18 protein-coding genes are annotated in these 18,652 nt (G+C 51.7%); 6 read left to right on the plus strand and 12 right to left on the minus strand.

Annotated elements, in window-relative coordinates; genetic code table 11:
- Positions 1-5: 5 nt before the first annotated feature.
- The 3 genes from hemW to rph form a co-directional block, all read right to left on the minus strand.
- Positions 6-1,202, minus strand: coding sequence for a radical SAM family heme chaperone HemW (gene hemW / locus AB1K62_RS01195; RefSeq protein WP_367002007.1), 1,197 nt, complete (start codon positions 1,200-1,202; stop codon positions 6-8).
- 75 nt (positions 1,203-1,277) lie between these two features.
- On the minus strand, positions 1,278-1,910 hold the full coding sequence (gene rdgB / locus AB1K62_RS01200) for an RdgB/HAM1 family non-canonical purine NTP pyrophosphatase (RefSeq protein WP_367000578.1): 633 nt from the start codon (positions 1,908-1,910) through the stop codon (positions 1,278-1,280).
- Positions 1,911-1,918: 8 nt separating this feature from the next.
- The gene (rph, locus tag AB1K62_RS01205) at positions 1,919-2,632 is read right to left on the minus strand and encodes a ribonuclease PH (RefSeq protein WP_367000580.1); all 714 of its coding nucleotides are present in this window, start codon (positions 2,630-2,632) and stop codon (positions 1,919-1,921) included.
- A 97-nt stretch (positions 2,633-2,729) separates the two neighbouring features.
- On the opposite strand from rph, the gene hrcA reads away from it, so the two are divergent.
- Together hrcA and grpE are read left to right on the plus strand one after the other, a co-directional pair.
- Positions 2,730-3,776: a heat-inducible transcriptional repressor HrcA gene (hrcA, locus tag AB1K62_RS01210; protein ID WP_367000582.1), complete on the plus strand. Its 1,047-nt coding sequence runs from the start codon at positions 2,730-2,732 to the stop codon at positions 3,774-3,776.
- A 20-nt stretch (positions 3,777-3,796) separates the two neighbouring features.
- Entirely contained in the window at positions 3,797-4,402 is a 606-nt protein-coding gene (gene grpE / locus AB1K62_RS01215) for a nucleotide exchange factor GrpE (RefSeq protein WP_367000584.1), read from the plus strand.
- A 46-nt stretch (positions 4,403-4,448) separates the two neighbouring features.
- Here grpE and AB1K62_RS01220 read toward each other — a convergent pair whose 3' ends face one another.
- Positions 4,449-5,804: a GntP family permease gene (locus AB1K62_RS01220; protein WP_367000586.1), complete on the minus strand. Its 1,356-nt coding sequence runs from the start codon at positions 5,802-5,804 to the stop codon at positions 4,449-4,451.
- 348 nt (positions 5,805-6,152) lie between these two features.
- Between AB1K62_RS01220 and AB1K62_RS01225 the strand changes: the two genes are divergently transcribed.
- Together AB1K62_RS01225 and AB1K62_RS01230 are read left to right on the plus strand one after the other, a co-directional pair.
- The gene (locus AB1K62_RS01225) at positions 6,153-6,461 is read left to right on the plus strand and encodes a YMGG-like glycine zipper-containing protein (RefSeq protein ID WP_367000587.1); all 309 of its coding nucleotides are present in this window, start codon (positions 6,153-6,155) and stop codon (positions 6,459-6,461) included.
- 117 nt (positions 6,462-6,578) lie between these two features.
- On the plus strand, positions 6,579-7,967 hold the full coding sequence (locus AB1K62_RS01230) for an MATE family efflux transporter (RefSeq protein ID WP_367000589.1): 1,389 nt from the start codon (positions 6,579-6,581) through the stop codon (positions 7,965-7,967).
- Here AB1K62_RS01230 and AB1K62_RS01235 read toward each other — a convergent pair.
- Positions 7,964-8,479 carry a vgr related protein gene (locus AB1K62_RS01235; protein ID WP_367000591.1) on the minus strand — a complete coding sequence of 172 codons (516 nt, stop codon included), beginning with the start codon at positions 8,477-8,479 and terminating at the stop codon, positions 7,964-7,966. The two genes, AB1K62_RS01230 and AB1K62_RS01235, sit on opposite strands and share 4 nt — an antisense overlap.
- Before the next feature lie 22 nt (positions 8,480-8,501).
- Positions 8,502-9,044, minus strand: a complete 543-nt coding sequence (locus AB1K62_RS01240) for a copper chaperone PCu(A)C (RefSeq protein WP_367000592.1) — start codon at positions 9,042-9,044, stop codon at positions 8,502-8,504.
- Between the two features lie 199 nt (positions 9,045-9,243).
- On the opposite strand from AB1K62_RS01240, the gene dnaK reads away from it, so the two are divergent.
- Both dnaK and dnaJ read left to right on the plus strand, forming a co-directional pair.
- Positions 9,244-11,184, plus strand: coding sequence for a molecular chaperone DnaK (dnaK, locus tag AB1K62_RS01245; protein ID WP_367000594.1), 1,941 nt, complete (start codon positions 9,244-9,246; stop codon positions 11,182-11,184).
- Positions 11,185-11,347: 163 nt separating this feature from the next.
- On the plus strand, positions 11,348-12,493 hold the full coding sequence (gene dnaJ, locus AB1K62_RS01250) for a molecular chaperone DnaJ (RefSeq protein WP_367000596.1): 1,146 nt from the start codon (positions 11,348-11,350) through the stop codon (positions 12,491-12,493).
- Positions 12,494-13,105: 612 nt separating this feature from the next.
- Here dnaJ and AB1K62_RS01255 read toward each other — a convergent pair.
- The 6 genes from AB1K62_RS01255 to AB1K62_RS01280 form a co-directional block, all read right to left on the minus strand.
- The gene (locus AB1K62_RS01255; RefSeq protein WP_367000598.1) at positions 13,106-13,972 is read right to left on the minus strand and encodes a flagellar motor protein MotB; all 867 of its coding nucleotides are present in this window, start codon (positions 13,970-13,972) and stop codon (positions 13,106-13,108) included.
- A 3-nt stretch (positions 13,973-13,975) separates the two neighbouring features.
- Entirely contained in the window at positions 13,976-14,839 is an 864-nt protein-coding gene (motA, locus tag AB1K62_RS01260; RefSeq protein ID WP_367000600.1) for a flagellar motor stator protein MotA, read from the minus strand.
- Positions 14,840-14,967: 128 nt separating this feature from the next.
- The gene (locus AB1K62_RS01265; protein ID WP_367000601.1) at positions 14,968-15,813 is read right to left on the minus strand and encodes a flagellin; all 846 of its coding nucleotides are present in this window, start codon (positions 15,811-15,813) and stop codon (positions 14,968-14,970) included.
- Positions 15,814-15,859: 46 nt separating this feature from the next.
- Positions 15,860-17,191 carry a flagellar hook-associated protein FlgK gene (gene flgK, locus AB1K62_RS01270; RefSeq protein WP_367000602.1) on the minus strand — a complete coding sequence of 444 codons (1,332 nt, stop codon included), beginning with the start codon at positions 17,189-17,191 and terminating at the stop codon, positions 15,860-15,862.
- Positions 17,191-17,538, minus strand: a complete 348-nt coding sequence (locus AB1K62_RS01275) for a rod-binding protein (RefSeq protein ID WP_367000604.1) — start codon at positions 17,536-17,538, stop codon at positions 17,191-17,193. Before AB1K62_RS01275 ends, flgK begins: the two co-directional genes overlap by 1 nt.
- A complete protein-coding gene (locus tag AB1K62_RS01280) occupies positions 17,535-18,626 on the minus strand; it encodes a flagellar basal body P-ring protein FlgI (protein WP_367002008.1) in 1,092 nt (363 codons plus the stop codon). The genes AB1K62_RS01275 and AB1K62_RS01280 overlap by 4 nt, the downstream gene beginning before the upstream one ends.
- Positions 18,627-18,652: the final 26 nt, after the last annotated feature.

Raw genomic sequence — 18,652 nt, forward strand, 5'->3', positions numbered from 1 at the left:
TTGCTTCAGGAACGTAGCGTATCAGCGATAAGTTCGGGCAAAATAGCATCGAGCAAGGGCATGCCTTTGCTGGTTATTGTCAGCCGGTCCGTATGTGAGTCAACCAGTCCCAGTGTGGACAGCTTCTCGGCCTCTTGTTTATCAACCATCTCCGCAACCGCCAGTCCGGTTTTACGTTCAAGCGCTTTCAGATCAACGCCCTCGGCCAGTCGCAACCCCATCATCAACGCTTCCATCGCTCGTGTTTGAGGGGACAATGCTTGCTCGACCTTGAGGCCGTTACCATTGCGTTCCACAGCGGAAAGGAAGTTTTCCGGCTTTTTGTGCCGCTCGGTCGCGCAGTTCAGCCGCCTGCCATGGGCCCCGGGACCGATTCCGATATAATCGTCATAGCGCCAATAGCTAAGGTTATGGCGGCTCTCCTGTCCGGGCTTGGCATGATTGCTAATCTCATAAGCGGGCAGACCGGCAGCGCTGGTCAATTGCTGGGTCAGCTCGAACAGGTCAGCACAATGATCGTCATCGGCCGGGACCAATGCGCCTGTTCGCACTAATGTTTCAAAGCGTGTGCCCGGTTCAATCGTAAGCTGATAGAGCGACAGATGACTGGTTCCAAATTCCAGCGCCTTTCCCAATTCCGATTGCCAGTCGTATAAAGATTGATCGGGACGCGCATAAATCAGGTCAAAGCTGACCCGCTCAAAATTTTGCTGCGCGGTTTCCAAAGCCGCAAGACCTTCTTTGACATCATGGGCGCGACCTAAAAACTCAAGCGTTTGATCGTCCAGCGATTGCAATCCCAATGAAACACGGTTCACACCAGCATGGGCAAGATCGGAAAAACGGCTGGCTTCGACCGATGAAGGGTTCGCCTCCAGAGTGATCTCGCAATTGTCAATCAGACCCCAGAGATTATTGGCTTCCTCTATCAGTTTTGCCACTAGCCGCGGGTCCATCAGCGACGGCGTGCCGCCGCCAAAGAAAATTGAGCTTATCCGCCTGTTCTGACTGACTTGATATTCATGCACAAGGTCAGCAAGAAGCGCTCTTTGCCATGAATCATAATCAACCTGATCGCGCACATGGCTGTTAAAATCGCAATAAGGACATTTGGCGATGCAAAAGGGCCAGTGGATATAGAGTGCAAGCGCATCCTGATCCGTTTGCCTGGCAGTTATAGCGGAGGATGGGGCGTGAAGCATCGGCGCATTACTAGGTATCTGGCTACTATCACGCAAGCGGCAATGCTAGCACGCAAGCGGCAATATTGTCCCTGCTTAGTCGAAACAGGCCTCTACCAGCTTATTGAACGCATTGGCCCGGTGGCTCATTTCGTGCTTTTTCTGTGGATCAAGCTGCGCGAAAGTTTGTTCAAACCCGATCGGTTGAAACACAGGATCATAGCCGAAACCCAATTTTCCGCGCGGTGGCCAAACCAGATTACCATGTGCGCGGCCTTCAAAAATTTCGGAATGGCCGTCGGGCCACGCGAGGGCAAGGGTGCAGACAAAATAGGCACTGCGATCGGTTTCCGGCCCCAGTTCCGCCAGCTTCCCTTCAACTTTGCCCATTGCCATATACCAGTCGCGGCCCGGCCCGCCTTCATAAATATCGGCTTCGGCCCAGTCAGCGGTGTAAACCCCCGGCGCGCCGTTAAGAGCGTTAACGCACAGACCGCTATCATCCGACAGGGCTACACAATCCGCTCCTTGGGCGCTGGCATGCGCTTTGATAAGCGCGTTTTCCGCAAAAGTTGTTCCGGTTTCTTCCGGTTCGGGCAAATTCAGTTCACCGGCAGAAACAGGCTCAATGCCAAAAGGAGTGAGCAAGGCACGGATTTCACGTAGCTTGCCCTGATTATGGCTGGCAATAATGAGCTTGCCGGGAGAGAGTTTGCGGGCCTTGGTCATAAATATTCTTAGGAAACCGCCTTTTCCTGCGCTTCAAAAATCTGGCTGCAACCGATTTTTGCAAGCCGCATCAAACGCATCAGGCCTTCGTCATCAAATGTCTCACCTTCGGCGGTTGCCTGTGCTTCAGCAATATTACCATCACCCGTCAACACGAAATTGGCATCGGCACCGGCATTGCTATCTTCATCATAATCCAGATCAAGCACAGGATTGCCATTATAGATACCGCAGCTAATCGCGGCAATTTTCTGTTCAATCGGGTCTTCGCTGATCAGTTTTTGGTCCAGCAAACCATTGACCGCCAGCCGTAGGGCAACCCACGCGCCGCTGATTGACGCGGTTCGCGTGCCGCCATCGGCCTGTATAACATCGCAATCCAATGTGATCTGGCGCTCACCGAGTTTTTGCAAATCGACCACCGCGCGCAAAGAGCGGCCAATAAGACGTTGGATCTCTTGAGTTCTGCCTGATTGCTTGCCGCGCGCCGCTTCGCGGGAACCGCGGGTATGGGTGGCGCGGGGCAGCATGGAATATTCGCCGGTAACCCATCCTTCACCTTTGCCGCGCAGCCATGGCGGAATACGTTCTTCAATACTGGCGGTGCACAACACCCGCGTATCACCAAAGCTTATCAGGCAAGACCCTTCGGCATGTTTTGTAAATCCGGTCTCGATTGTAATAGCGCGCATTTCGTCAAGCGCGCGTCCTGATGGACGCATAAGTGATTCTCCTGTGGATGGTTTGGGTTACGTCTTAGAACAGGCAGCTAATTCTGCAAGGCTGGAATCAAATGAGGAATATCCCTATCTTGCAACTATGATTAGTACACCTATTACCGAAATGACAACGCGGGCTCAGGATATTTTCCGGATTGTGGTGGAAACCTATCTCGATAATGGCGCGCCGGTTGGTTCGCGCACCATTTCAAAAGCACCGGGCCTGGAGCTTTCTCCCGCCTCTATCCGCAATGTCATGCAGGATCTTGAAGAATATGGCCTACTCGCTGCGCCCCATACAAGCGCCGGGCGGATACCGACAGAAATAGGTCTGCGACTGTTTGTTGATGGTATGATGCAAACGGCGCAGCCTTCGCAAAAGGAACGCGAGGCGATTGAATCGCAAATTAACGATCAAGGTCCGATCGAAGAAGCCCTGTCTGCAACCACCGCTATTCTTTCTGGTCTATCGGCTTGTGCAGGCTTGGTGATGGTTCCTAAGCGGGAGCCGTTGCTCAAACAGTTCAGCTTTGTGAAACTGTCGGAGGGGCAGGGGTTAGCGATTCTCGTTGGACAGGATGGCGGGGTTGAAAACCGGGTGCTTGATCTACCCATCGGTATATCGGAATCCGCTCTGGTAGAGGCCAGCAACTATCTCACGGCGCAGTTTGCCGGGATGACGCTTACAGATGCGCTAATGCGGCTCGACCGGGATGTCCAGGTTGGTCGGCTGGCGATAGACAAGGCTTCGGAAGATCTGGTGCAGCGCGGTTTGGCGATCTGGTCAAAGGATTCCTCTTCCCGGCCAGTGCTAATCGTGCGCGGTCAGGCAAACTTGCTGGAAGACAGCGCACTTGCGGATATAGACCGGATCCGGCAATTGCTCGACGAGCTGGAAGGCAAAGAAGAAATTGCCCGTCTACTCGATAATGCCAGAGATGCTGATGCGGCAAAAATTTTTATCGGTGCAGAGAATAAGCTATTCTCGCTTTCCGGTTCATCTGTGATAGCGGCTCCTTATAAAGATGGTGATGGAAAGGTAGTCGGCGTGGTTGGCGTTATTGGCCCAACCCGCTTGAATTATGCGCGTGTCGTACCCATGGTAGATTTCACTGCGCAGACTATATCCAAATTGTTGATCAAATAACGAAAAATGAGTGACGAATAATGAGTGATAGTAAACCCCAAGACAATAAAAGCGCCAAACTTGACGATGCCGCGGCAGCGGAACTGGAAGGTGTGCCAGAAACTTTAAAAAATGGCGGGCAAGACAATGGCGATGCATCTCAAGACCTTTCCCAGGAAGAGCGCATTGCCGAACTTGAAAACGAACTGGCTGAGGCAAAACAACAGGTTCTCTATGCTCAGGCCGAAACCCAGAATGTCCGCCGGCGTTTGGAAAAAGACGCTCAGGATGCCAGAGCTTATGCTGCGACCGGATTTGCGCGCGATATGTTAAGCGTATCGGACAATCTGCAACGCGCTCTTGCCGCCATTCCGACAGAGATCAAGAATGAAGAAAAATGGAAAGGTCTGATCAGCGGTATCGAAGCGACGGGCCGCGAGCTAATAACCGTGTTCGAGAAAAACGGTATTAAACGCGTGCCTGCTATGGGATTGCCGCTTGACCCGAACCATCATCAGGCAATGATTGAAGTACCGACCGACGCGGAAGAACCGGGAACAATCGTTCAGGAAATGCAAGCCGGATATATCATCAAGGACCGGTTGTTGCGTCCCGCTATGGTTGGTGTGGCAAAAAAACCGGATTAGGGTTTATTCACCATAGTCCGGCTACACATTTGATAGAACATGATGATTAAAAGGCCGTGAATAATATCACGGCCATAATCGTTCCAATGACAGGTATGACCACGGTCAATGCGCCGACCGCGCCATAAGCGTCTTTATGTGTTTCCCCGCAAACCGCTCTGATCGTGGTGACGACATAGCCATTGTGCGGCAGACTATCGAGGGCGCCCGAAGATATAGCGACGACGCGGTGTAACTGGTCCGGCTGCGCGCCTATATCCAGGTAATGCGGCGCGATCAGGGGCAGGGCGATGGTCTGTCCACCTGAAGCCGATCCGGTCAGGCCAGCTATAACAGTGACCGCAATAGCCGCGCCGATAAGCGGGCTACCGGGTAAATTCTGTACCATGGCCAATGCCCCCTGAAAGGCCGGGGATAACTGGGCAACCGCCCCAAAGCCGACCACGGCGCAGGTGTTGGTAATAGCCACCACGGCGCTGGTTGCACCGCGTGAGAAGGCTTCCGGCATGGTCCGCAATCTTCGGTATCCTACGGCGAGTGCGACTATCGCTCCCGAACCCAGCGCGGCGACAAGTGCCCATTTATCAAGCGAATTTTGCGGCAAGATGATGGATAATGGCCCCATCGCCTGTGGATATTGAAAGATCAGGAAAATGCCGAGCACGGTAACCAGTGGTAGCAAGCAAAGAAGCGGCCCGGGCAGGTTGCCATGGTCATTATTGCTATCATCGGTTTCGCGGCCAACAAAAGTTTCACCATTGGCGACGGCCCGTTTGACCATCCAATTAAGCCAGAAATGGCCGATAGTAGCCATAAAAATCGCTATGATCAGGCTGACTTCCCACCCGGCATAGGCAGTGGTGCCAAGAAATTCCATCGGGATCAGATTTTGAATTTCCGGGCTTCCTGCCGAAGTCATGGTAAAGGTCACGGACCCGAAAGCCAGCGCTGCGGGAATGAACCGGCGTGGCAGATTGGCTTCGCGGAACAGATGCACCGCCAGTGAATAGACGGAGAATGCGACGATAAAAACGCTGACCCCGCCGTAAGTCAGAACAGCGCAGGCCGCGACCACCGCGAGCACCGCATGTTTAATACCGATTTTCTCAACAATCCAGCGGGCAACACTGGCCGCAGCGCCTGATGCCCCCATGATTTCACCAAATATCGCTCCAAGCAGAAACATGAAGAACCAGCTTTTGAAGAATCCGACAAATCCGTCCATATAAGAGGTCGCGAAATCGGGTGCGCCCTCAGCGGCAAGTGGCGGTAACCAGGCCAAACCGCTACTCGCAGCCACAACCGCGGCGGCAGCTGGTCCGGCGATCAGGATGTTTACACCCTTTACAGTCATGTAGATGAGCAGCGCCAACCCGCCGATTAATCCGATTGTCGATACCATGCGCGGATCCTCTTTTCCCTGTTTCTTAATGCCCACTATTTTTCGTGGTCGCCTATTGGCAGAGGAAAGGAACAAGCGGCAAGGATCAATTTAGATGATAATTCCATTTTCCGGTATTTTATATGAGAGGAATGAGGTGATAGTCTTTGCTGAAGCAGAGCCGCCTGACCTATTGGGATGCGCGTTTAACTAGAAAGTCTGTGTCGCTCTGGCGTCTATTGTCGTAACAAAAGTAGTCATCGCAATAAGAGTGCTATTCGTCTGAATAATCACGTTCATTCAGGAACGGAACCGCAGAAGATGTGTTAAAGGATTATCAGTTGGGGCAAAATGATTCAGGAGTATATTATGCGACCTTTGGCAAAAAGATTTACCAATAAAATGTCAGTTCTTTCGGTCACGGCGGTTTCGGCCCTGTCTCTTTCGGCCTGTGCTGGTAATTATGCCGGTGAAGGCGCGGCTGCTGGTGCGGTAGCGGGCGGTGTCATTGGCGCTGTAACCGGGGATACGGATGACGCCGTTAAAGGTGCAGCCATTGGTGCTGCGGCTGGCGCTGCGGCGGGCTATTTTGTAGACAAGAATGACCGTTGCGACGGTTATGACCGTAGAGGCAGGCTTGATGAAGATTGCCGGGGGTTGCGGGGCTATCCCCGTTAAGCCAGTGATTAAGGCGATTGATATTGGGCTGGCAATCGGCTGGCATTGATATAATCCATTGATGATTGAGTAAGAGTTTCGCTAGCGCCTTCCATCAAGCTCCGCTAACGGACTTTGATGGTTAGCGCAGCATCCTCAATTGCAATAGAAAATCCGTGGCGCCGCGAAGCGGCCACGACGTTGAAGCTCGCGTGGCCGCTTATACTGTCAAATCTGACTATGGCACTTATCGGCGCGACCGATGTGCTGATGATCGGATGGCTCGGTGCGCGCGAGCTTGCTGCTGCAACGCTTGGTTTCAACTTTGCGATGAGCTGCGCGATATTCTGCATGGGGCTGGTGACGGCATCTGCGCCGTTGATGGCCAGTGAAATTGGCCGCATGAGCCACAGTGTGCGCGACGTGCGCCGGACTTTCCGTCAGGCAATATGGACAGCGATTACCGTTATAATTCCATTTTGGCTATTATTGTGGAACACCGAAAGCATATTGCTGTTATTTGGTCAGGAGCCTGATCTCGCGCGTAATGCCGGACTATATATTTCGGCCTATATGTGGTCGATACTGCCGTTTTTATGTTTCATCATATTACGTAATTTTGTCTCTGCGCTGGAACAGCCGGTCTGGGCGCTGATTATCAGTGTTATCGCGGTGATGACCAACGCCATTTTTAACTATGCGCTGATATTCGGCAAATTTGGCGTTCCTGCTTTTGGCGTAATGGGTGCGGGTATTGGCAGTGTGATGACCAATATGCTGATGTTTGGCGGAATGGTTCTGGTGGTCCTGCTGCACAAACGCTTTCGCCGTTATCATCTCTTCGGTCGGTTCTGGCGCGCCGATTGGGAACGCTATCGCAAGATGTGGAAACTGGGCCTACCGATTGCCGTGACCATGGGTCTGGAAGGCTCTGTCTTTGGTATGGCCGCGCTGTTGATGGGGTTGATAAATGCCGAGTCTGTTGCTGCACATGCCATTGCGCTGCAACTGGCATCGCTGACATTCATGGTGCCGATGGGCATCGGGCAAGCAGCGACAGTGCGCGTCGGTATCCAGTACGGGCGGCGTGATCACGCCGGCATTACCCGTGCTGGCTGGGTGAGCTTTGCCATGGGCACGGCATTTATGGCGGCAATGGCTATGGTGCTGGTGCTGGCTCCGGAATTTCTGATAGCGATTTTCATCGACGCTAATGCACCGGGAAATGAAAAAGTAGCGGCTCTTGCTGTCAGCTTTCTTGCTATTGCCGCGATTTTTCAGATTGTTGACGGTGCACAAGTGGTTGCAGCAGGCATGTTGCGTGGGTTGCACGATACAACGGTGCCGATGCTTTTTGCGCTCATGGGATATTGGTTTATCGGCATCGGCGTGGGAGCCGGTCTGGCTTTCTGGCAAGGTTGGGAAGGCATTGGCGTTTGGACGGGTCTTGCCAGCGGCTTGGGCATTGTCGCCATATTAATGCTGACACGCTGGATGATGCGAGACCGGATCGGATTGTTACCTTAGGCTCTAAGGGTAGTTCCAGGATTGAATGATCCCGACGGCCCGAATGGTAGCAAACCGGCGAATTGTTCTGGCTGAAACCCGTTTTTTAATTTTGCGCCCTGTTTCAGTAGAAAGTCGTGCCGGACAATTTCGGCCTGTTGTTCAATACCATAGCTGGCAAAAGGCTTATCTGGGATCAGCTTATAATCATAACGGCAAAAGGGGTGCCGGGCGAGCGGTAGAAAAACCCCTTGTTGATGTTGCCAGACATGAACCATTTCATGAATGAACAAGCCCTGTAGTTTTAAGTCCGCGTTGCCATAATCGCTACGAAACAGGTCACTTTTGGGATGGAACCAGATATTGCCGTCTGGTGCCATGGTGACGCCGCGTGGGTGAAATGGCCACCATTTGCGATTGAATATGCGGACAAGCCGGTAATCGACCGCTTTACCAAAAACGGACAAACAGAGATTTATTTCCGCAACGGTAAGAAAACGGCCTGACCGGTTTGTTTCAGCCTTTTTTCCCATGATCGCAGATTTTCAATCTGGTTTAGCCAGCGGGCTGCGCTACTTTTTTATCGGACTCCGCTTTATTGGACTCTGTGGCCGGTTTTTCATCATGTTCATCATTATGGTCATCGCCATGAGCTTCCGATGCGGCTCCGCCAACCTTGTTAATGACGGCATCAAACTGAATCCGGTCGTCATTTGAAAAGATGAAAATCATCCGCAATGTGCCGCGCTTGATTGATCCGCTGCCCACGCCCCAGATCATCAAATGTTTGCCGCCGGGTTCAAATTTGACAGTCCCGCCAGCCGGTACCGGAACATTATTTACCGGACGCATTTTCGCAACGCCGTCTTCTTCAACCGTTTCATGCATTTCCAGGCGAAGCACATCATCGGCAGTAACGCCCACCAGCGAGACATCTTCCGGGCCACCGCGCACTGTGAAATATCCAGCAGACGGATTACCCTCTACAGGGGACAGATTAACGACTGCTTCTTCGACCAGAAGAACATCGCCCTGACCACATGCGTTAAGAAAAAGAGCAGCGAGGCTAGCAAAAATTATGGAAAATTGTTTCATCATGATAGGCTGAAAACTCCAGATTTCAGGGAATGAATAACCCTTTTATGAATTGTAGAGCCTCTCTACTACGATGCCAAGACTTGTGCCAAAGAAAATGCCACCTATATCCCATCTCGAAGCTGTAACGGCGCCAATTCAAAAGGGCCGGGCGGCTATTTTGCTAGGTTTAGAAAATATATTAAAGTGAATTGAGGGAAAAATGGCTAAAGTAATCGGTATTGATCTGGGCACCACCAACAGTTGTGTTGCCGTAATGGACGGCGGAAAGCCGAAAGTTATTGAAAATTCGGAAGGCGCACGGACCACCCCGTCGGTTGTCGCTTTTGCCAAAGACGGTGAGCGTCTGATCGGACAGCCAGCCAAACGTCAGGCTGTGACGAATCCGGAAAACACCGTCTTTGCTGTAAAGCGGTTGATCGGGCGGCGGTTCGACGATCCGATGACCAAAAAAGATATGGAACTGGTGCCTTATGACATTGTTAAAGGCAGCAATGGTGATGCATGGGTAAAAGCTGGCGGCGAAGATTATTCTCCTGCACAAATTTCGGCTTTCACTCTGCAAAAAATGAAAGAGACGGCTGAAAGCTATCTTGGTGAAACAGTTGAGCAGGCGGTTATTACGGTTCCGGCCTATTTTAACGATGCCCAGCGTCAAGCGACCAAGGATGCCGGAAAAATTGCCGGACTGGAAGTCTTACGGATCATCAACGAGCCAACGGCTGCGGCTTTGGCTTATGGCTTGGAAAAAAGCGAAGGCAAGACCATTGCGGTTTATGACCTTGGCGGCGGTACATTCGATATTTCCATTCTGGAAATTGGCGACGGTGTTTTTGAAGTGAAGTCAACCAATGGTGATACATTCCTTGGTGGTGAAGACTTTGACGCTAAAATTGTAGAGTTTCTTGCAGAAGATTTCAAAAAAGCGGAAAGCATTGACCTTACCAAAGACAAGCTGGCGCTTCAGCGTTTGAAAGAAGCGGCGGAAAAAGCGAAAATCGAACTGTCTTCGGCCCAGACCACAGAGGTCAACCTGCCGTTTATCACAGCCGACCAAAATGGCCCCAAGCATCTGGTGAAAACCATCACGCGCTCCGATCTTGAAAAACTGGTCGGGGACCTGATTAAACGGACACTGGAGCCTTGCAAAAAGGCGTTGAAAGATGCCGGTATTGACGCATCTGAAATTGGTGACGTTGTTATGGTCGGCGGTATGACCCGTATGCCCAAGGTCCGTGACACTGTGCAGGAATTCTTCGGCAAAGAGCCGCATATCGGCGTGAACCCGGACGAAGTTGTTGCCATGGGCGCGGCTATTCAGGCCGGTGTTTTGCAAGGCGATGTTAAAGACGTATTGCTGCTCGACGTGACACCACTGTCGCTGGGTATTGAAACGCTGGGCGGGGTATTTACCCGCATGATTGACCGGAATACGACCATCCCGACGAAAAAGTCGCAGGTCTATTCTACTGCTGACGATAATCAGGGCGCTGTGACCATCCGTGTGTTCCAGGGCGAACGCGAAATGGCAGCGGATAACAAGATGCTTGGTCAGTTTGATCTGGTTGGCATTCCGCCAGCGCCACGCGGTGTTCCGCAGATTGACGTGACATTCGACATTGATGCCAACGGTATCGTCAATGTTTCGGCTAAAGATAAAGGCACGGGTAAGGAACAACAGATCAAGATCCAGGCTTCTGGCGGTCTGTCTGACAGTGATATTGATCAGATGGTTCAGGATGCAGAGAAATTTGCAGAGGAAGACAAGAAGCGGCGTGCAGAGGCAGAAGCCAAAAACAATGCGGAAAGTCTGGTTCACACGACCGAGAAGCAATTGTCTGAACATGCTGACAAGATTGACGATGATCTGAAAGGCCAGATCGAAACGGCAATCGCTGAAACCAAAGAAGCGATTGAAGGTGGTGATCCTGAAGCAATGACGGCTAAATCCGAAGCTTTGGCACAGGTTTCCATGCAGATGGGTCAGAAAATCTATGAAGCCGAGCAGGCCGCTGGCGGTGATGCAGCAGATGCAGCCGCAGCCGACGCAGCAGCAAAGGCGGATGATGATGTAGTCGATGCGGAATTTTCCGAGGTCGATGACAGCGATGATACTGACTCCAAAGAAAAAGCCGCTGAATAACAATTGTAAAAGCTGATAGAGCTGGGCCTGCCAAAGCCATATCCTTGAAAAAGGAGTTTGGTAGGTCCAGCGCTATCGTTTCCATGCTATTGTTTTAATGCTGGCGCTTTATTGCTGGTATTTTGATGTTGGATTTTTCGGCTTAGGGGGCTGGGTATAAGTAATGGCAACCGAAATGGACTATTATCAGGAACTTCAAGTGGAGCGCGGCTGTGATAGCGCCACACTGAAATCTTCCTATCGCAAACTGGCGATGAAATATCATCCTGATCGAAATCCGGGTGATGCGGAAGCAGAAGCGAAGTTCAAGACGATTAGCGAAGCCTATGATGTTTTGAAAGATCCGCAAAAGCGCGCGGCCTATGACCAATATGGCCATGAGGCCTTTACCAATGGCGGCGGTAATAATGCAGGTCGCGGCGGATTTGGCGGCGGTGCCAGCTTTAACGATATTGGCGATATTTTCGAAACTATCTTTGGCGGCGGTGCTGGTGGCGGCTTTGGTGGTCAACAGCATCAGCGTGGTCCGGCACGCGGCGCAGATTTGCGCTATGATATGGAAATCACGCTTGAAGAAGCATTTCACGGAAAACAGACTGAAATCGAAATAGATGTTTCGGTTGCTTGCGACGAGTGTGAGGGGTCAGGTGCAGAGCCGGGAACGGGCGTAAAAACCTGTGTAACCTGTCATGGCCATGGCAAAGTGCGGGCTCAGCAGGGCTTTTTCGTCGTTGAGCGAACTTGTGCAAGCTGTCAGGGACGTGGCGAGGTGATTGAAAGCCCGTGCCATACATGCCGCGGTGACGGACGAATTGATAAACCCCGTACCTTGGAAATTGAAATCCCTGCCGGTGTCGACAGCGGCACGCGTATCCGCCTTTCCGGCAAAGGTGAGGCCGGCGCGCGTGGCGCACCCCCCGGTGATCTCTATATTTTCATTCATTTGGCGCGCCATGAGTATTTTGAGCGTGAAGGGACTACCTTGTTTACTCGCGCACCGATCAGTTTCTCGGTTGCGGCTCTGGGTGGAGAAATTGCGATTCCCGGTCTGGACGGATCCAAGCATGAAATCCGCATCCCACCCGGAATCCAGTCCGGCAAACAAATACGCCAACGCGGCGCTGGTATGCCGGTCTTACGTGGGCGTGGCCATGGTGATATGGTGGTGCAGATCGACGTTGAAACACCGACGAAGCTATCCTCTCGCCAAAAAGAATTGCTGCGCGAATTCCAGGAAACCGAAACAGGCGACGAGTGCCCTAACAGCAGCGGCTTTTTCTCGAAAATCAAGGAAGCCTTTGGCGGCTGACGAATCTTTTATAATATGATGTAGAGGTTGGAAAAGATACGGTCACTACCAGATCCTACCAATAGCAACCGGCCCTTCCATATAAAATATTCTGACTGACCAGGATGGTGATCGCGGAAGTTTAACTACTTCATGCGGCTATAAACATCTCAATTTATAGGGCTTTTCCTGTAAATCATTAGTATCTGGCCTGTTTTTAGCTGACCAGATGATCAATATTGTCTGAAAGCTACAGCGTAAATGATCCGTTGAGAAAAGGTTTCTTTCCACACATCATGGTAAGGGAGTGAAACCTTTGGTTCATCATGGATGCCCGGAATCCCGAAAAGCGATTGGCCAAAACACGATTGGCCAAAACACGATTGGGTAGAGCGGGTGAAACCACACTCTACCCAATCAGTTATAACGCATACCAGGTGCGCTACGTTTACCAAGACCGCAACCTGCGGGGGTCGCGATGGCCCTGGACGAAAGATTTAACCCCTTCAAAAATCTTTATCCGAATCGGACTGAAAAATATCAACTGATATTGCGCCCAATCAGGGGATAATGAAGGATATTACATCCAATATGGATATAATTAGAGCAAATAGTCCATTTCGGATATAACCATTAGCTGGTCTTCATTGTGATCGAAATGCGCCTGTTTCTATCATCCATGGGTTCTGCCGGATTATAAGGTTCTGTATCTGCAACCCCTTCAATCCGCGCCATGCGATTGATCGCCAGACCTTGTCTGACCAGTTCCTGTCTCGTGGCTTCGGCTCTGGCCGAAGACAGGAGCCAGTTATTCATGCTTTGTCCGCTGGCATAGGGCAGGCTGTCGGTGTGCCCTCTGATAATCAGTTCATTATCCACGGTATTGATAATCATGGCCACTTGGCCAAGCAGCTCGATTGCGCGGGATTGCAGCCTGTTGGTTGCTAATGCAAACATGCTGAAATCCGCTTCGTCAATTATGTCGATCCGCAAGCCTTCTTTCGTATCGGTAAAACGGACATTGGAGAGCAATTTTGCCGTTTCGGGATTGTTTTTTAATTGCTCACGGACACGTTGTTCAAATTCTTTGGCGTTTAACGACTTGGGGTTAGAAGCCCGGCCCTGACCTACATTCTTCTCTTTTTTAAGGACGGGTCTATTCTTGGTAGTTATTGCCACCGCCTGATTGCCGATTTGTGTTGCCTTATGGGGATATTTATCCGGATCGGTGACTGATGAACCGCCGAACATGCCCTTACCACCTGCACTATCGCGTTTAACTTGCGCGATTGTTGGCGCGAAATAATCGGCTATACCTTTGCGCTGTTTTTCATCGGTTGCACCAAGCAGCCACATAAGCAGAAAAAAAGCCATCATTGCGGTAACAAAATCGGCGTAAGCGACTTTCCATGCTCCGCCATGATGGGCGTCATGATCATCGGCAATGATCCGCTTTACGATAATGGGCCGAACCGGCTCGGGTGCTTTTTTCTTTGCCATGACCTATCGTGCCCTGACTGCATCAAATACATCGGAAAAGCTGGGCTGATTTACATGTTGCAGGCCGGTGCGGGCCGCTTCGATTATCAGCGGTTGTGGATGCCCGTGCAAATTGGCGATAATCAGCTGCTTTACGACATGATAGATAGCTGCATCGCTTTCAATCACCGAGCGCGCACGGCCAGCCATCGGCCCGACCAAGCCATAGGCCAGCAAAACTCCCAAAAATGTTCCAACCAAGGCAGAACCAATCATTGCACCCAATATTATTGGTGGCTGATCAATCGCGCCCATGGTTTTGACCACGCCCAGAACCGCGGCCACAATACCCAAGGCAGGTAGAGCATCGGCAAGTGTCTGAAGATTATTGGCTGGTGCAATCGCTTCATGATGGTGGGTTTTGATGGATTGATCCATGACATCTTCAACCGCATAGGGATCCAGCGTTCCCGATGATACGACAACAAGCCGGAAACTATCGGCAATAAGGTGGATCAACGCCTCATCTTTCAACAATTTGGGGTATTCGCTGAAAATCGGGGAGGATTTTGGATCCTCGATATGGGGTTCAAGCGCAACCGGACCGTCGCTTTTCAGGATCTTGTTCAATTTGGAAACCAGCAATATGCAATCCATAAAGTCCTGTTTCACATAAGTCGGACCTTTGAAAACCTTGCCCATTCCTCCGAGTAACGCTTTTAGCTGAGCACCGTTATTACCGATTATCAACGCGCCTACGGCAGCGCCGCCGATAATTCCCATCTCGATAGGAAGGGCATGAAGAACCACTCCCATATCGCCGCCGGATAGCGTGAATATCCCAAAAACCATGACAAGCAGGACAACAATACCTATTCCAGCGAACATAAACTTTTTTCCAATCTACTGGCCCGATCCGGTGTGATCATCTCCGACAAACGAAGGATGGGTTATCACTCTAATGAACGGGCGAAAGCCTTTGTGGTTAAGGGTGCGATAGTGAAGATTCAGGGGCGCTAGCCGATGAGCTGAATCAGCGAAGTGCTGGCAGTCTTGGCATATAGCCTTTGCGCTGCTTCAAGATTGACCAGCAAGGATTGAAACCGGGAAATGGCTTCTGCCACGTCTGTGCGTTCCAATGCTGAGCGCCGTTCGGATGTGTTGAGCGCTGATTGTTGTAGCCTTACCTCTTGCTCATCCAGCCGGTTTCCGAACACACCCTGACGTCCAAGAACCGTTGCAAAATGATCGCTTACCGATTTAGCATTGTTGAGTTCGTCTGCGCGATCAGCAACCGTGCCGAAGCGAACGGCGTTTATCATGTTTGTCATGATTGTATCAAGATTGTCGGTGCTGCCGCCCAGATCAATATTTCCGAAAACATCTTGCAATGTGGGGGCAGGTGTCACCAGAATATCGGCATCAATCCGCATCTGGATTGGATCGCCGGGATGAAATAGCTGACCGCCGTAATTATCTTTCACCATGCTTAATTTATTGAACTGGTCCTGAAGGCTTTCCAGCTCCAACGCTATAATCTCACGGTCGCGAGGAGCTAGTGTTTCGTTATTGGCCAGCACCATTAATTCGCGAACACGAATAGCACCGTTGGACAGGGTGTCGATTGTTGATTCTGCCTGCTGTGCCAGAATACGTGCGCGCCCGATATTGCTGGCCCATCCTTTTTCTATGGTGGACTGCTTGCTAATGCTGGATATCTCCAGCCATGCGGAAGGTGCTTCGGATGGCCGGTTAAAGCTTTTTCCCGTCGAGACTGATTCCTCTGTACGGGCAATCAACCGGGACAGTTCAGCCTGCTTCTGTACAGCATCAGGTGGTCTTGTGCGGTTAATTGAGTCCATTACTTCCCCCTATTGCGCCCTTGCTTTTGCGCCTTATTAAGAACCGTTAAAATATTGCCAGAACGGATTGTATGGTCTCGCGAGCGACCTGAATAATCCGGGCAGATGCTTCGTAAGATTGCTGCAAGCGGACAAGATCGGCGGCCTCCCGATCGAGATCGACAGACGAAACACGGTTGCGCGCTTCGCGTGTGGCCCGGTCAAATGCGGTTGCAGCGTCGCTTTCGCTTCGCGCCGACATCAGGTTTTGTGCCTGATTGACGACCATATTCTCATATTGTCGTTCTGTGCCGGTTGCGGAGCGAAGATTTACAAACGCCAATATATTACCATTGGCAACGCCGGCGGCTGATGCCAGTGCAAGGTCGTCACCCGTAAGCCCCGTGACTGACAGGCTAGCTGCTGTGCCGCCATGGGTTACTGCGGCAGCGCCGGGAACTCCGGCATCCGTGCGGCCATTGGCTTGCCAGCCATTTATCTCGGTAGCAAATTGTACCGCGAGTGCGTCAATATTGGTGGCCATAGCCGCGACATCCGATTGTGCGCGATGAAGTCCACCCAATGTTCCATCCGTCGGAGGTGGCAATATTGTTCCGCCGACTTCTATGTCAAAGGCGCCGCCTGCATTGGCAACAAAATTGACAGGGCTGGCAATATTAAAATTGACCAGATTTGTGCCGCCGCGTGTAATATCGGCCATTCCATTCTCGCCAAAACTAATCTCTACGTCCAGTTTTTCGGTTATGACTGTCAGAGCTGCGTCGCGCTGGTCGAGCAGAGCAATCTGTTGCGAAGTTCCTGCTTGGGTAGGCCGTAATTTCTGGTTGATTTCAGCCAGTTCGGCCAAGGCATTATTCAAGCCGACGGTTTCCTGCTCGGCTGCCCCATCCATCAGTTTCAGATTAGCGGAAAGATTTGCAGCCGTTTGATTAAAGCGCGAAACCGTATCCTGAATATCGCCTAGAAATTGCCCCCTGAGGGCGGACTCAAAAGGCACTGCGGATAATTCTTCGGCACTGCCGAAAACTTTGGTTAGCTGGCTGCCTATATCTGATTCATTATTCGCCAGCGCGAGCTCACCTTGTTCTAGCCATTGGACCATGATTTCGCTGCGTACACGACCTGCGCCGGTCTGGCGGGTCGCTGCTTCGAGAAACTGGTCGCTGTTGCGGGTGAGGCCGTTGATAGCCACGCCGCCAGAGCCGGTGTAATTTCCATAGAGAGGATTGGTGGTGCCATAGATTGTCGTATCTCCGACATTAAGGGAGCGGCGCACATAGTCGGGATTTTCGGCATTGGCGATGTTAGATCCGACAGTTTCCAGCGCGCGGCTGTTAACCTGTAGGGCGGAGCGTCCGATGTTCAACAGGTCAGACATTATTTCTGCTCCCCATTGTTTTGGTCAGTGCCGGTCACACCGCTATTGTCCAAATGGCGGGTCAATAGCTCGGCTACGCCGAACACGCCCTTTTCGGCCATGTTTTTTGCGAGTTGGGCATCCTGCATATCGCGAAATTCTTCTGTACCCTTTCCGTCAAACAGGCCTTCCCCCAATGACGATGAGCGCATTGTAGAAAGCATTTGCCGGACAAAAATAGCTTCAAAATTTGCAGCCATTTCTTTGATTTCGGCAGTTGCATTTGCATCGCCTGGCGCGACACGAGCTGTAGGTGTGGCAGTCGTGGATGCGGCCAAATAATTCCCGTGAGGATTGATACTGGTCATATTATAATCAACTCCGCTTTCAATGCGCCGGCTTGTTTCAATCCTTCTAGGATCGCTGTTAGATCAGACGGTGAAACGCCGATGGAATTAATAGTTTCGACAATTTCCGATAAAGAAGCGCGTCTGCCGATTTCAAATGCCGGAGCACCTTCATCTTCCACTGAAATGTCGCTATTCGGCTCTACGGCTGTGCGGCCCCGGCTAAATGGCGCGGGTTGCACCACCATCGGATTTTCCTCGACACGGACCGTCAGCTTGCCGTGGCTTACCGCCGCTGGGCCAAGCCGGACCGATCCGTTAATTACGACGGTTCCGGTTCTGGCATTGACGATAATCCGCGCCCGCGCTTCGGCTGGTTTTACGATCAGATTTTCGATCCGGCCCATTAACATCACGCGCTCTTGCGTTCCCGGAGGAGCAGCAATGCGTACGGTGACGGCATCAATTGCTATCGCAAGGCCAGATCCGATGCTTTCGTTAATCGCGTCCGCAACGCGAAGCGAGGTGGTGAGATCAGCATCGGTCAGATTGAAACTAAGAAAAGGCTCGCTCTCAAAGCCGGTTGCAACGGTTCGTTCAATTGTCGCGCCGCTGGATATCCGGCCGACAGACGGAATATTGACCGTCAAACGGGATCCATCCGCTGCCGAAATGCCAAGACCGCCTACAGCCAGATTGCCTTGTGCCATCGCGTAAATCTGTTGATCGGCACCGTAGAGCGGCATTAAAATCAACGTGCCTCCGCGCAGCGATTTGGCCTTGCCGATGGCAGATACTGTGACATCCAAGCGTTGACCCGGTTTGGCAAAGGCGGGCATTTCAGCCGTAACCATGACCGCCGCCGCATTTTTTGTTGCAGGGTTCACGCCAGGGGGAAGCGCCAGACCAAAACGGCTGGTCATCCCCTTAACGCCCAATGTCGCATATTCCAGACTATCATCGCCGGTTCCCGAAAGACCGACCACAATGCCATAGCCGACCAACTGGTTCGTCCGCAGGCCAGCGAAATGACCAAGATCCTTGATCCGTTCGGCCTGTGCCGGTTGCACTGCCAGCATTCCGGCGAATATCCCGGTGAGAAGCATCATGCTCGCCATTGCGGCGACCTTGCGGG

The sequence above is a fragment of the Parasphingorhabdus sp. JC815 genome (assembly GCF_040717415.1).
Classification (GTDB): Bacteria; Pseudomonadota; Alphaproteobacteria; order Sphingomonadales; family Sphingomonadaceae; genus Parasphingorhabdus.